Annotated in this window: 12 protein-coding genes and 1 pseudogene; 6 read left to right on the top strand and 7 right to left on the bottom strand. The window is 48.1% G+C overall.

What is annotated here, in order from left to right:
* Window positions 1-86 precede the first annotated feature (86 nt).
* Window positions 87-797, bottom strand: coding sequence for an SDR family NAD(P)-dependent oxidoreductase (locus AYY16_RS04680; RefSeq protein WP_067362691.1), 711 nt, complete (start codon window positions 795-797; stop codon window positions 87-89).
* Window positions 798-933: 136 nt separating this feature from the next.
* Here AYY16_RS04680 and AYY16_RS04675 point away from each other — a divergent pair, with 136 nt between their 5' ends.
* A complete protein-coding gene (locus AYY16_RS04675; protein ID WP_067362688.1) occupies window positions 934-1,860 on the top strand; it encodes a LysR family transcriptional regulator in 927 nt (308 codons plus the stop codon).
* 401 nt (window positions 1,861-2,261) lie between these two features.
* Here AYY16_RS04675 and AYY16_RS04670 read toward each other — a convergent pair whose 3' ends face one another.
* Window positions 2,262-2,981, bottom strand: a complete 720-nt coding sequence (locus AYY16_RS04670) for a hypothetical protein (protein WP_067362685.1) — start codon at window positions 2,979-2,981, stop codon at window positions 2,262-2,264.
* A 155-nt stretch (window positions 2,982-3,136) separates the two neighbouring features.
* Here AYY16_RS04670 and AYY16_RS04665 point away from each other — a divergent pair, with 155 nt between their 5' ends.
* Complete coding sequence (locus AYY16_RS04665; protein WP_067362682.1) at window positions 3,137-4,012, top strand: leucine-rich repeat domain-containing protein; 876 nt, start codon at window positions 3,137-3,139, stop codon at window positions 4,010-4,012.
* A 71-nt stretch (window positions 4,013-4,083) separates the two neighbouring features.
* On the opposite strand, the pseudogene argS reads toward AYY16_RS04665, so the two are convergent.
* Window positions 4,084-5,815 (bottom strand): annotated as a pseudogene (argS, locus tag AYY16_RS04660) (arginine--tRNA ligase).
* 172 nt (window positions 5,816-5,987) lie between these two features.
* Here argS and AYY16_RS04655 point away from each other — a divergent pair.
* Window positions 5,988-6,548, top strand: a complete 561-nt coding sequence (locus AYY16_RS04655; RefSeq protein ID WP_067362679.1) for a VOC family protein — start codon at window positions 5,988-5,990, stop codon at window positions 6,546-6,548.
* 161 nt (window positions 6,549-6,709) lie between these two features.
* A complete protein-coding gene (gene cutC, locus AYY16_RS04650) occupies window positions 6,710-7,462 on the top strand; it encodes a copper homeostasis protein CutC (RefSeq protein ID WP_067362676.1) in 753 nt (250 codons plus the stop codon).
* Between the two features lie 137 nt (window positions 7,463-7,599).
* Here the strand turns inward: cutC and AYY16_RS04645 are convergent, their stop codons facing one another.
* The 4 genes from AYY16_RS04645 to AYY16_RS04630 all read right to left on the bottom strand — a co-directional run bounded on the left by AYY16_RS04645 (window position 7,600) and on the right by AYY16_RS04630 (window position 12,217).
* The gene (locus AYY16_RS04645; protein ID WP_067364698.1) at window positions 7,600-9,786 is read right to left on the bottom strand and encodes a glycoside hydrolase; all 2,187 of its coding nucleotides are present in this window, start codon (window positions 9,784-9,786) and stop codon (window positions 7,600-7,602) included.
* Between the two features lie 214 nt (window positions 9,787-10,000).
* Window positions 10,001-10,978, bottom strand: coding sequence for a tRNA 5-methoxyuridine(34)/uridine 5-oxyacetic acid(34) synthase CmoB (cmoB, locus tag AYY16_RS04640; protein ID WP_067362673.1), 978 nt, complete (start codon window positions 10,976-10,978; stop codon window positions 10,001-10,003).
* Window position 10,979: 1 nt separating this feature from the next.
* Window positions 10,980-11,735, bottom strand: a complete 756-nt coding sequence (gene cmoA / locus AYY16_RS04635; RefSeq protein ID WP_067364695.1) for a carboxy-S-adenosyl-L-methionine synthase CmoA — start codon at window positions 11,733-11,735, stop codon at window positions 10,980-10,982.
* An 83-nt stretch (window positions 11,736-11,818) separates the two neighbouring features.
* The gene (locus tag AYY16_RS04630) at window positions 11,819-12,217 is read right to left on the bottom strand and encodes an MAPEG family protein (protein WP_067362670.1); all 399 of its coding nucleotides are present in this window, start codon (window positions 12,215-12,217) and stop codon (window positions 11,819-11,821) included.
* 455 nt (window positions 12,218-12,672) lie between these two features.
* Here AYY16_RS04630 and aspS point away from each other — a divergent pair, with 455 nt between their 5' ends.
* Together aspS and nudB are read left to right on the top strand one after the other, a co-directional pair.
* A complete protein-coding gene (gene aspS, locus AYY16_RS04625) occupies window positions 12,673-14,442 on the top strand; it encodes an aspartate--tRNA ligase (protein ID WP_067362667.1) in 1,770 nt (589 codons plus the stop codon).
* Between the two features lie 5 nt (window positions 14,443-14,447).
* A complete protein-coding gene (nudB, locus tag AYY16_RS04620; RefSeq protein ID WP_067362664.1) occupies window positions 14,448-14,912 on the top strand; it encodes a dihydroneopterin triphosphate diphosphatase in 465 nt (154 codons plus the stop codon).
* Window positions 14,913-14,939: the final 27 nt, after the last annotated feature.

Raw genomic sequence — 14,939 nt, 5'->3', positions numbered from 1 at the left:
GTACTTACTTCATTTATGTTGGTGGCGTTAATTGCGGAGAATTAGCTGATTAATTCTGGCTTCTGCTCTTTGTTAACTGATATCTATTACCACCTGCCAGCGGATTGTCCGCCATCAACATGCAGAATTTCACCCGTGATATACGGAGAATCCTCTAAAAAGATAATTGCATTTACAATATCTTCAATTTCACCCATCCGGCCTATTGGGTGCAGGGCATTGAAAAAATCATGAGTTTCCTGCTGATGCATTGGTGTTCTGATAATCCCGGGGGAAACGGCATTAACACGAATACCGGCATCAGCATACTCAATAGCTAAAGATCGGGTTGCTGCATTTAATCCACCCTTGGTCAGAGATGCTAATACACTCGGAACGCCTTTAATTGGCTGATCCACCAGGCTGGTCGTTATCTGTATAACATGACCACCGTGTTGCTGTTTCATTTGATCAATTGCCCGCTGAGTAATGTAAAAGAAACCGCCGAGATTTGTTGATATATTTTTATTCCAGTCATCGCTGTTAAACTCCGTAAATGGTTTTGTCAAAAATACACCAGCATTGTTAACTAAAGTGTCAATTCGTCGAAATTTCTTTAATGTGGCATCAATTACCCGGTCAACGGTTTCTGCTGAAGAAATATCGCCCGGGATAGCGATTAAATTGTCACTGTCATGTGGCTCAATACTTCTGGATGTCGCCACGACGGAATACCCTTTATTGAGATATGCGGTGACTATTGATTTGCCGATACCCTGAGATGCGCCTGTTACAATAGCAACTTTGTTTCCGTGCATTTTTTTTCTCCAATCGTTATATAAAATGTGTTGTGACTGAGCCGTGTTACTGCGGCTGGAATAAGCTAAGTATATTTGGTACATTAGGTAAGAAAAATAGCACTTATGTAACATAAATGATTACACGGTGTAATAAATGAAAAGACATTTTAATGATATGCAGATAGGCAGCATCGAGCTGTTCTGTCTGGCAGCTGAGCATAAAAGTTTTACAATTGCTGCGGCTGAAGCAGGTGTAACACCAACAGCCGTGAGTCGTTCAATCGGACGACTGGAGAGCCGGATGGGGGTAAAACTATTTTCACGCACTACCCGGCGTGTAAACCTGACCGATGCCGGGCAACAGTATTTTGAACAGTGTAGTCAAGCCCTGGCACAATTAATTGATGCCGAACAGTGCGTAATGGGAAGACAAAATAAGCCAGCCGGATTAATACGCATCAGTCTGCCTGTTACTTATGGTCATATCAGGATATTTCCGTTACTTACCGAGTTTAAGGCTTTATATCCGGATGTTTTATTTGACGTAAACCTAAGCAATCGTAATGTTGATTTTATTGGCGAAGGTTACGATATGAGCATCAGAGTACGACAGCAACCAGATTCATCATTAATTGCGAGGCATTTTGAGGATCTGGACTTAATCATTATCGCTTCCCCAAAGTATTTATCTTCCCGCCCGATCCCCCAGGTATTAGAAGACCTTGCATATCATGATTGCATTCAATTTAAATTACCAAGTACCGGAATAAACATACCCTGGGTTTTCAATACTGCTGAAGGTCTGTGCGAGGTCAATACTAAAGGGAGTTTCCGATGCAGTGAAGACTTGGTGGCAGGAGTAACATTGGCTGTTAACGGAGCAGGGCTGTTTCAATCTTACCGCTTGTTTGCCGAAGAGGACATCAAAGCAGGTCGCCTGGTGGAAGTATTAAAGGATTACAGTGGTGCAACCAGACCTTATACAATTTTGTATCCGGGTAACAAACTCATGCCTTTACGCCTCAGAGTTTTTATTGATTTTTTGATAAGCAAGCGTGATGGTAATTCCTCCGAAAAATAACGGTATGTATACTCGTCTATCTTCGCTTGTCGCCTACATGCATCCCGAATTATTTAGAATATATAAATGTAAGTTAAGTGTAAGTAGTATTTTTCCGTAACCCGAATCGGGGAATTCCAATTAAAAAATCCTATTTTACCGACAGTCAGATTATTGCGACCTGTAGTGCGCTGATGGACACTCCTATTTCAGATTTGTATCAGGATGACTGACGGCAGTATTGTATTAAACCAGAAAATCGCCCGGGATAAACTCACGGGTGCTACCGTCAGTTTCCACCGGGAACGCAGATCCCGGTGGAAACTTGTGTAACTAATTATCATCAGGCTGTTATTCCGGCAATTTCCCGACGAGCCATACTCTTTGTCCGGTCAGGATACCGCCGGAATAAGCGGGAGTCTCTATACCTGTTTTTGCGAACGGACAACATTATCCGTATCACGGAATAAGCGGTATGCCTCACCGTCCTCCAGTTGTGACAATACAACCGGTGATTGTGTCGTGAGATAAAAAATAGTGTTCGGGAAAACAGCTTGCAGTAATGACATACAACGTTCCAGCCATTCTGCATTCAGGTGATTTTCCAGCATACAGATAAACACCGTACCGTCTACCACGGCCAGATTTTCGGTATCCGTAAACTCACTGTAGCCGTCTTTGATACGATTAATTAAGATAGGCATGGAGATAAATCCCGGATCTGACGTATTGCCGTAATGTTGTAATAAATGCATCTGAGTATCCGGGTCAGGATCTCTTATCGTTACAGACATGCCATCACCCGGAGGCGCGAGATACACTACAGCTTCGTCATGAACAAAGGGTAAAAAGCGACTTTTGACATCACCGGCGGGGATAATATAATTGTCGGTGTGTAATTGCCGTGCAACCGGCGAATATTCAGTACAGTGTTTAAACGTCAGATGAATATCATCAGTACGCGGCTGATTATAAATAACCCGGTTAGAAAAATAACGCAGCTGGAATAAACTGGTTAACAGCGCGCTGGTATCAGCCTCATTATCACCGGTAAAACCATATACTGATTTATCCGCCGCCGTGGTCAGCTCAATATCGCCGCTCATTTTTACATCAGAAAAATATATCTTGTCGTCGATCATAACACCTCCTGTTATTTGTCAGGCGGAGGATAACACTGGCTATCTCGCGTCCGGGATATCAAAATAAAATAGACGTGCGACAACAGTGTTACCATGAAGCAGAAAACTAATCTGTAAAACTAATCCGTACCTGTTGACGCCGGAGATCTTCCCTGATGTTGCACCAAAATATTACGTCTGATACTGAACTGAACCTTGATAATGGCGGGCATCTGTCAATAGATGCCTTTATCACACCACCTTATGCCTTGCGGGCGCTCAGTGCGTATAATAATCAACTCAGTGAATTTCCGGCAGGGGTGTGTCTGAATCATCATCTGCGGGTGCTGAACCTTTCCTGTAATCAGATAACACAGATACGGGCACAGATTGCGCAGCTTACCCGCTGTGAAATGCTGGATTTGGGGCATAACCATATCGTGGAGGTTGCACCTGAAATTGGTGCGCTGAATGAATTGCGGTTTTTGTATCTTAGTGAGAATGGTTTTTCTGCATTACCGGCGGATTTTTCCGGGCTGCATAAACTGACTTATTTTAATGCGACTGACAACAAACTGACGGCGCTGCCGGAGTGGTTCTTACAGATGCCAGAACTGATTGAAATCCGGCTATATAACAATCAAATAAAAGAATTATCAGCGGCGGTCAGCGGGCTGAAAAAGGCGCGTGAAATTCACCTGATGAATAATTCGGTGACATCAATACCGGATGATATCGCAGCGCTGTCTGCGCTGGAAATACTCGATCTGAACAATAATAAAGTCAGTTACATTACGCCGTTAATCGGTGCACTGAATAATCTGACGACACTCAATCTGCGCTTCAATAAATTAACAGAATTACCGGCCGATCTCAGCGGGTTATCATCACTGACTCACCTGGATTTACGGGCTAATCAACTGAGTACACTGCCGGACAGCCTGGCGGATTTACCAAACCTGCGAAAACTGGATTTACGCTGGAATGCATTTTCAAAGGAGCCTCCGGTCGCTGAGAAACTGCGGCAGTCGGGGTGTATTGTATTGCTGTAAATGTGCGGTGGCAGCGGAGCAGTAAAAACAGAAAAGGGACCGCGATGGTCCCTTTTTCAGTATGGATGATATTACATCTTTTCGACAGTACCGATACCCAGTGTATCCAGCCCGGCTTTCAGGGTTTTCTGAGTCAGCAGTGCCAGTTTAAGGCGGCTCTGACGCAGTTCTTCTGTTTCTGCTGCCAGAATAGGGCAATGCTCGTAGAAGCCGGAGAACAGACACGCCAGTTCATAAAGGTAGCTGCACATCATGTGTGGCATACCTTCACGGGCAACAGAGGTAATGGTTTCCTCAAATTGCAGCAGGCGCGCAGCAAGTTGGCGCTCGCGGTCATCATTGAGGATTATCGGCAGTGTCAGTGAGGCACTGTCAATACCGGCGCGTTTAAAGACGGATGCCACGCGGGTATACGCATATTGCATATAGGGCGCGGTATTACCTTCAAAGGCGAGCATGTTATCCCAGTCGAAAATATAGTCCGTGGTCCGGCTTTTTGACAGGTCAGCGTATTTCACCGCACCAATACCGACGACTTCCGCAAGCTGCTTCAGTTCATCTTCTGCCATATCACTGTTCTTTTCGCGGATAAGTTTTCCGGCGCGTTCAACCGCTTCATCCAGCAGATCAGAAAGACGGATAGTGCCACCTGCACGGGTTTTGAACGGTTTGCCGTCTTTGCCGAGCATCATCCCGAACATGTGGTGTTCCAGCGTCATACTCTGAGGGATATAGCCGGCTTTGCGGACAATCGTCCATGCCTGCATCAGATGCTGGTGCTGGCGGGAGTCGATATAATAGAGAACGCGATCTGCGTGCAGCACATCGTGGCGGTATTTTGCGCAGGCAATATCAGTGGTGGTGTAGAGGTATCCGCCGTCTTTTTTGCGGATAATCACCCCCATCGGGTCGCCTTCTTTGTTTTTAAATTCATCCAGATAAACGACGATCGCGCCTTCGCTTTCCTGCGCGATTTTGCGTGCCATCAGGTCACTGACGATGCCCGGCAGCATATCGTTATAGAGACTTTCACCCATCACATCATCTTCTGTCAGAGTGACATTCAGACGGTTGTAGGTTTCCTGATTCTGCTGCATGGTGATATCCACCAGCTTGCGCCACATAGTACGGCAGTATTCATCGCCGCCCTGTAATTTCACCACATAACCACGGGCGCGTACGGCAAAGTCTTCATCTTCGTCGTAATATTTTTTTTGCTTCGCGGTAAAACACTTCGAGATCAGCCAGCGCCATATCCGCGGCATCTTCATTCTGCATTTTTTCCAGGTAAGCGATGAGCATACCAAACTGCGTGCCCCAGTCTCCGACGTGGTTACAGCGGATCACATTATGACCCAGGTATTCCTGGGTGCGTGCCGCAGCGTCACCGATAATGGTGGAGCGCAGGTGACCGACGTGCATCTGCTTGGCAACGTTCGGGGCAGAGTAGTCGATAGCAATGGTCATCGGCTTAACCGGGGTCAGCCCCAGTTTTTCATCTGCCAGTGCAACCTCAAGCTGTGCCGAGAGCCAGGCAGGAGAGAGAAAAATATTGATAAACCCGGGTCCGGCAATCTCTGTTTTGTCAGCAATTCCGTTCAGATCCAGCAGTTCAACTACTTTCTCAGCGAGCTGTCGGGGCTGCATGCCCATTTTTTTCGCCGCAGCCATGACACCATTGGCCTGGTAGTCACCAAACTGCACTTTGGCAGACTGCTTAACGATGGCATCACAATCAAGTGGTGCGCCCGCGCTGATAAGAGCCTGTTGGATCTTATCGGAAAGAATTGCCTGAATATTCACCGGATTACCTTAATATAGAAAACAACATGACACACCGGATACAGCGGAGGATGAGCAGGCTCGTCCGGGCGGGATGTTGTCGGGAAATTTGGGAGGTTTTATACCATAAAAAGGGGGTCTCATGCTACCATCAGCGCCTTTCCGGGGTGGTAAATTCTCACAGGTGAGCATAATGAAAAGCACAGAACAGATTACGGCACTTGCCGCGCTGGTGGCGGAATTGCCGGTTTTTGCCGGGAAATTACAGCAGCTTGCTGATGATTTGCAGTTAGATCTGAGCGCGTATGAGGCAGACCATATCTCACTGCGCACACATGATACTGAATTGGCAGAGCACTGGGTGGCAGGGTTGCGTCAGTGTGCAACGGTATTATCGGATAATAATATCAACGGACGCCCGGTGTATCTGTTCTTGCTTCATCAGCCCCTCGCGCTGTTGCACTGGCAGATTCCGGTGATTGAACTGCCGTTTCCGAAAGGCAAACAGTATGCACATCAGGGATGGGAGCATGTTGAACTGGTACTGCCGGGAGAGCCTGCCACACTGACTGAACGCGCGGCGGCATTACTGCCGTCTCCGCTGCCGTCCGGGGTGATAATCAAAGAGAGTCATCCGCGCGCAGATGCAGATAATGAGCGGTTACCGAACCCGACCCTGGCGGTCAGCAGAGATAATATAACGATTAAATTTCATCCGTTTACGTTGCAGGAAATTGTTGAAAGTGAGCGCTGACCTGCAATTCTGACATTTGCGGGCGATTATCTTCCGGATATTTTGCATCTTGTGATATTTAACAATTCATTAATCTATATTGCGTGTAATAGTGTATCGCAAGATAACTGAATCGTTTTAAATCGATATTTACCTGCGTAACTATGTAATGAGGCTAATCAATGGCGAAACTGGAAATTTGTTGCTACAGCGTGGAATGTGCCCTCACTGCGGAAAAGTCCGGCGCTGACCGGATTGAATTGTGTGCTGCGCCCTCAGAAGGCGGATTGACACCCAGCTGGGGAATGTTAAAACAAACTATTGATCGTCTGCGGATCCCTGTTCACCCGATTGTCCGCCCGCGCAGCGGAGATTTTTGCTATACCACATCCGAATTTGCCGTGATGAAAAATGATATTATCAAAATCCGTGAATTAGGTTTTCCCGGCGTGGTGACAGGGCTGCTGGATGAAGACGGGCATGTGGATCTGCCGCGGATGAAGATGCTGTGTAAATTGGCGGGAGATATGGCAGTCACTTTCCACAGGGCCTTTGATATGTGTGCTAACCCGTTACTGGCGCTGCAACAGCTTACCGATCTCGGGGTCAGCCGGATCCTGACATCCGGGCAGCAACTGAGTGCCGAACTGGGCTTGCCTCTGTTGAAAGAGCTGCAAAAAGCCAGTCAGGGACCGCTGATTATGGCGGGCGCTGGTGTGAGACTGGCGAATGTGCAGAAATTTCTGGATATTGGTTTGCAGGAAGTTCACAGCTCCGCCTCTAAAATTAAACCGTCCACCATGCGTTACCGTAAAGTCGGGGTGGCGATGGGCAGTGACAGTGAAACGGATGAGTTTTCACATACCTGCGTGGACGGGGATACCGTGGAAGCCATGAAGGGCGTGCTGGATCTGCACTGTGTTGTTATGCACTGACAGGGCGGCAGTAAAATGACCTCAGTATATGCCCTTGTTTATTCAAACGGCAGGTTCGTTGGCTGCATCTTGAATGACGTTGGGTATAGTGAGGTCATTTTTAGCCTATACAGTATTTGTACGCGGAAACAGATAAATCAAAATAATGTATTGATATTTTGTCCATCCGGCAATATTGCGTTAACAGAATGTGGCGGATAACCAAGCAGGACATCTGCGGCAAAGTTAACGGTGATGGTTGTTCCGTCACTGAATTGCGTTTGTTGTACCCATCCTGCGTTATCCAGCCAGCGGAAATCTGTGAGTGCTTTGTTCCAGAGATGCTCATGCAGCGGACGGAATGTGCGGTCAGACTGAATCAGTGCCGGGAGACGCTTCTGCACGGTATTACGGCTGAGATTATAGAGCGGAGCCGTGTTATAGAGTTGGCTGAGCAGTTCCCTGGTAATTCTCACCTCAGGGAATTTTAAATTATCATACGTCCAGTGATGTGTGCTGATAATCGCATCATGAAATACCGCCTGATATAACGGTAGTCTCCAGCGGGGATCAAACTCCGTTGTCAGATACGGTTGTTTAAGTTTTGCAGGCTGAAAAAATGTTGCCGGTTTGCTTTCAGGCCACCATGCGCCCAGATAATAAGGCGACTGTTTGTTCCGGTGAATGTCTTTATCACCCCAGCCGAATCCCCAGGTTTCCATTCCGTGAGCAAACATCAGGTACTTAGCGGTGACTGCGTTGCCATCTTCAGAGCCTGCCGGGATCTGCATTGTCTGTGTCACCCAACGGAGCCTGTTATTTCTGGCACCCGCCATTTCTTCCGCGCTCATCCGTGCGGACGGATTATAATCATCAGACACCATTCCGGTACCGTCGACATCCAGAAATAAGCTGTTTATCCCGGATAAGCGGACTAACTCCCGGATACGCTGTTCTGAATAGCGCTGCATACAGCCCGGATTCAGGTAATAACCATCCCCGCCAAATCCCGGCAGTTTTTCTGCTTTTTCGGTGACGATTGCACATTTTTCCCGTAATAAAGAGGGGACTTGTGCAGTAAGCCATTCGCTGTTTTTCCCAGCGGGGATCCCGGTATCATAAGAGTCATAACTGCCGATAAGATAGCCCAGCTCTTTCGCCCGGTTAACGGCCTGTGGCTGATAATAGGTCACTGTCCAGTTATCCACACCCAGCCAGAGTTTGTTCAGTCCGGCGGCAGAAAGCGCGTTAAGCAGCGACAGAGAAAGACCTTGCCCCCATTCTGATTCAGGTTGTAACCAGCGGCCTGTATTTTGTTTTACCCACTGCTTTATATCCTGCGCCTGGTCCCGTTGTGCGGTCATAAAATCAGTGTCATCCGGGGTACCGCGCAATGGTATTATCTTTTTCAGTGCCTGATTCAGTGACTCTGTCAGATAAGGCTGCTGCCATTTTTCCGGTATTTTTCCGCTCAGTTTCTGAAAAGCCTTTTGACTGTCGCGGTCAAGTGCCTGCCATAAAACCTGTCCTTCCGGTGACTGAAGATACTGGTTCAGACCTGTCCAGTCTTTAATATCCTGCTGATCAATAACGCCTTTTCCCCACAGATAAATATGGGTCGCACCGATCAGTTTCTTTCCGTCCGGTATAAGTGCAAATTTATCCTGTAACGGGAAGAATTGCTGTGTGTCCTGTAACCAGCGGCGGTAACGTAACGCACCATCCAGAGGGGTATCTCCGGTATGCAATATGACAGAAAAAGGCTGCTGCTGATTAAACGAACTGAACTGGTGTTCCCCGGTCATTTTCAGCGTATTTTTATCTTCAGAAAAGCGGATCCGGTTATTAAAAGGCGTTAATAAAATCCAGCTGAATACCCGATCCTGCTGTTGGCTCCAGAGCGGTAATTTAAGATCCCAGTTGGTATCAATACTGTTTTGTTCAGTGACAAGATACCTGCGCCACTGTGTATTATTAAGGGGGATCCGGCTGCCTTCGCCCAGAGGCATATACAGCTGGGATACACCTGAGTCAGGAAGGCTGAACCATTGAAGGCTCTGCGCTTTGCCTGTCCGGAATGTCAGGGTCAGCTCTGCATTGGTAAATTCGGCAGACACCTGCATCTGTTTATCCGGCCAGACCCAGGTGGCGTGTGAATTATTTTCTGTCAATTTATCAACAGGTTGTTTTTCTGTTCCCTGATTAACCGTGGTGCCTGCGACCGTGATCAGCAGTGTTTCGGGATCAATAAAAACCTGTGTCTTATTGTCACTAAGCAGGGTTGCAGAGGCATATGGCGCAAAGAATAAGATACTCAGCAGCAGCGGGAGTTTTGTTTTCTTCATCATTCATTTTTTCTTTTATTGATTATTATACCCAACGTCATTCAAGATGCAGGAAGGCTGGCTTCATGCCGCCAACGAACCCGCGGTTTGAATGAATAAGGGTATATATGAATATAAAGAGTAGCGAAATAAAGGGCGGGGTGATACTTTTTTGACAGATATAAGATACCCCGCAAAGCAGGGTATCTCAGAATAAAATGACGATACCGGTGGATTATTCCTGTTTTTGTGCGATCAGAACCGCCCGGCGGGGAGCCGGATAACCTTCAACGGTCAGCAGTTTATTCTCAGGATCAAGATAATCCGCCAGTGATTCATTGATCATCCATTCTGTCCGGCGCTGTTCATCTGTGCCGGTGACGGACTCATCAACAATCCGCACATTGACAAAGCCGCATTTTTCCAGCCAGACGGCGAGCATTTTCGCGGACGGAATAAAATACACATTACTCATCTGCGCGTAGCGGTCACCCGGGATAAGGCACTGGTGTTCATCACCTTCAATAACAATGCTTTCCAGCACCAGTTCACCGCCGCTGACCAACTGGTCTTTTAACTGCCAGAGGTGGTCGAGCGGGGAACGGCGGTGGTACAGAACACCCATGGAGAAGACAGTATCAAAGGCTTTCAGGGCAGGAAGCTCCTGAATACCCAGCGGCAGCAGATGTGCGCGCTGATCATTGCCGAGCAGCTTACGCACTGCTTCAAACTGACAGAGAAAAAGCTGTGTCGGATCGACACCGACCACCAGTTCCGCACCAACACCTACCATGCGCCACATGTGATAACCACTGCCGCAGCCGACATCCAGTACGGTGCGTCCCGCCAGCGGTGAGAGGTGCGGCAGCACACGTTCCCACTTCCAATCCGAGCGCCATTCTGTATCAATTTCCACGCCATAGAGAGAGAACGGGCCTTTGCGCCACGGCATCAGGTTACGCAGGATATTCGTTATCCGCCGGGTTTCGCCCTCATTCAGCACAGGGTCGCGTGTTGCGGTGACGCTGTTTTTGAGATCAAGTGTGTGGGGTGTCATGTCCGGCAGGTTTTCAATGGATTTGACCCAGCCCGGATAGTAGCCGTGCAGAGACTCCCGCTGCCATTGTGCCAACTGCGCCGGGAGGGTTTCCAGCCAGCAGCTCAGACGTTCATTTTTTGCAATTAACTGATAAAAATCACTGAAATCAATCATGTTATTTCTCTTTTACTGCCAGCAGCGACCCGAAATTAAAGCACTGGAACCAGACTTCACAATGTTCAAATCCTGCCTGTTTCAGCCGTGCTTTGTGGGTTTCCACGCTGTCGGTCAGCATGACATCTTCCAGCATGGTGCGTTTCTGGCTGATTTCCAGCTCACTGTAGCCGTTTGCCCGTTTAAAATCATGGTGCATGCTGAACAGCAATCCGCCAATCTGTGTATCTTCAAAGCTGAATTTCTCTGACAGCACGAGCACACCGCCGGGCAATAATCCCTGATAAATTTTATGCAACAGTGTTTCGCGATCAGCCGGGGCGAGAAATTGCAGGGTAAAATTGAGTACCACCATTGAGGCATTTTCAATGGCAATATCACGGATATCCCCCTCAATCACCTCAACCGGGACAGGGGATTTATAGCCGTCGATATGGCGGCGGGCATGTTCAACCATCGGCGCGGAGTTATCCACGGCGATGATACGACAGCCGGTTTTATCTGTGATGTTACGGCGGATGGAGAGCGTCGCGGCAGCCCGTGAGCAACCGAGATCGTACACCTGAGAGCCGGGCGTGACAAAACGATCAGCAAGCATACCGATCATCGCAATAATATTGGAATACCCGGGAATTGAGCGTTTGATCATGTCGGGAAATACATCCGCAACTTTTTCATCAAACGTCCAGTCACCAAGCTGGGCAATGGGGGCCGCAAATAATATATCCTGCGGCAAATCCGGAATTTCTTTGGACATAATACGGGTCTGCAGTACAAAAAGATGCGCGTATTCTAACAGAGCCGCCCCGGTGCAGAAAGTGTTATGTCCGGGCCGGCGGCTCACATGTAGGGTGAAAAAATTTGCTGCCAGGGCAGATACCAGATATTTGCCAGAACCATCAGTATCATTGAGGTAAAGGTGGCGACCATTCCGGAGCGCCGCCAGCGGTATTCACGGTGCTTTAATCCGTATGAATGAAAAAGACGCCCGAGGATCAAAATAATACCGCAGACATGTACCATCCAGACCTGTGCGCCGTTTTGTTCCATCACCAGTAACAAAAGCAGCGCAACAGGGATGTATTCAATCGCATTGCCCTGTACGCGAATCGCGGTCTGTAATTCATAAAACCCGCCGTCGCCGTAGGCAACGCGGTAAAGTGTCCGTAACTTTATGACATCGAGTGACAGCTTAATAATTAACAGCGCACCCAGTATAATGTAAAGAGAACTAACCATTTTTTCCCTCATGGTCAATTGAAACAGCAAAACAATGATAAACCTCAAAGCAGATAAGGTCACAATAAATAATATTAATCTGTACCCTTATTCATTCAAACTGCAGGTTCGTTGGCTACGCTCAGCTAACCGGGTCACATACTGATGTATGCTCCCCGTTTATCTTCACTTGCCGCCTGCCTGCATTCTGAATGACGTTGGGTATATACCTTATCCATGCAAACTGCAGGTTCGTTGGCGGCGTAAAACCTGCCTGCATTCTGAATGACGTTGGGTATATAGTGAATTATTTGAAAATTATCAATTAGTGAGAGAATTCTCTGCGGCAGATGTGCGGTTTGCTCTTATCTCATCAGGAGTTTTCCACTATAATGATGACCTTTTTGACATTTCTTCATAAAAGAACCATGCCAAAATTTTGCAGAAACGCACAATAGCGGACAAAAGGATATCGTATGCGTACTAATTATTGCGGGCAGCTCAACAGTGCTCACATCGGTCAAAAAGTAACCCTTAGTGGTTGGGTAAACCGTCGTCGTGATCTCGGGGGTTTGATTTTTATCGATATGCGTGACCGCGAAGGCATCGTTCAGGTTTTTTTCGATCCTGAGCAAAAAGACGCATTTGCCGCGGCATCAGAATTACGTAATGAATTCTGTATTCAGATTACCGGCATTGTCCGCGCGCGACCTGAAAATCAAATTAATAAAGAAATGGCGACCGGCAGTGTGGAAGTGCATGCAGATGGTCTGACCATTTTTAATAAGTCTGAGCCATTACCGCTCGACAGCAATCAGACCAATACTGAAGAGATGCGTCTGAAGTACCGTTATCTGGATCTGCGCCGCACTGAAATGGCAACCCGCCTGAAAACCCGTGCGCGGGTAACCGGGTTTGTCCGCCGGTTTATGGATGGCGAAGGGTTCCTCGATATCGAAACCCCGATGCTGACCAAAGCGACACCGGAAGGTGCGCGTGACTATCTGGTACCGAGCCGTGTGCATAAAGGCAAATTCTATGCGTTGCCGCAGTCTCCGCAGCTTTTTAAACAATTACTGATGATGTCCGGGTTTGACCGTTATTATCAGATTGTGAAATGTTTCCGCGATGAAGATTTACGTGCTGACCGCCAGCCTGAATTTACCCAGATCGATGTCGAAACCTCCTTTATGAGCGCAGACCAGGTTCGTGGCGTCATGGAAAAAATGATCCGCGAATTGTGGAATGACATTATTAATGTCGACCTCGGTGATTTCCCTGTGATGACATTCGGGGAAGCGATGCGTCGTTTCGGTTCTGATAAGCCGGATTTACGTAACCCGTTAGAGTTAACTGATATTGCGGATCTGGTAAAAGAGTCTGAATTCTCTGTTTTTGCCGATGCTGCCAACAATCCGAAAGGCCGCGTTGTGGCACTGTGTGTCACCGGCGGGGCAGAAATGACCCGCAAACAGATTGATGAATACGGCAAATTTGTCGGTATTTATGGCGCGAAAGGGCTGGCGTGGATGAAAGTCAACGATCGCTCACTCGGTCTTGAAGGCGTTCAGTCTCCGGTTGCCAAGTTCCTGACCGCTGATACCGCTGAAGCGATTCTGGATCGTACTGATGCGCAGTCCGGCGATATTATTTTCTTTGGTGCCGGTGCCAAATCAATGGTGACGGATGCAATGGGTGCGCTGCGTCTGAAAACCGGCCGCGACCTTGGTATCACTGACCTGAACAGTTGGCGTCCGCTGTGGGTGATTGACTTCCCGATGTTTGAAGAAACGAGTGAAGGCGGTCTGACCGCGATGCACCATCCGTTTACGTCCCCGCGTGATATGTCAGCGCAAGAGCTGAAAGATGCACCGGAAGAGGCAATCGCCAATGCATACGACATGGTCATTAACGGCTATGAAGTGGGTGGCGGTTCAGTGCGTATTCACCGCAATGAAATGCAGCAGGTTGTATTCGGCATTCTGGGGATCACTCAGGAAGAGCAGCGCCAGAAGTTCGGCTTCCTGCTGGATGCACTGCAATACGGCACACCACCACACGCAGGTCTGGCCTTTGGTCTTGACCGCCTGGTGATGCTGCTGACCGGGACTGAAAATATCCGTGATGTTATCGCATTCCCTAAAACTACGGCAGCAGCCTGTCTGATGACGGATGCCCCGAGCTTTGCCGCGGCGGATTCGCTGAAAGAACTGGCGATTACCGTTACGCAGAAAGAAAGCGACTGAATCTGATGGCTTATAAACGCCCTGAATCCGTGCTGGTGGTTATTTATGAGCAGGAAACGGGGCGTGTTCTGATGTTACAGCGCCGTGATGACCCTGCTTTCTGGCAGTCCGTCACCGGCAGTCTGGAAGCGGCAGAAACTCCCCGGCAGGCCGCAGTCCGGGAAGTAAAAGAAGAAACCGGCATTGATATTATTGCAGAGCAGTTACTGCTGACGGATTGTCAGCGCACTGTCTGCTATACCATTTTTCCGCATTTTCGCCATCGCTATGCACCTGCGGTGACTCACAATACGGAACATTGGTTTATGTTACGCTTACCCGCGCCGAGAGCGGTTCCTTTAACGGAGCATCTGGCGTATGAATGGTTACCGGCGGAAAATGCCGCAGGGAAAACCATTTCACCCAGTAACGGGGATGCAATTGAAGAATTCGTCTGTCAGTCAGGGACGGGCGGGGTACACACAGTGTAACCTCCCGCAATGGCAGCGGATAAATAT

The sequence above is a fragment of the Morganella psychrotolerans genome, from assembly GCF_001676155.1.
In the GTDB taxonomy this organism is placed as follows: domain Bacteria; phylum Pseudomonadota; class Gammaproteobacteria; order Enterobacterales; family Enterobacteriaceae; genus Morganella; species Morganella psychrotolerans.
Note: the sequence above shows the minus strand (reverse complement) of the source record. Positions and strands in the feature narration are given on the sequence as shown.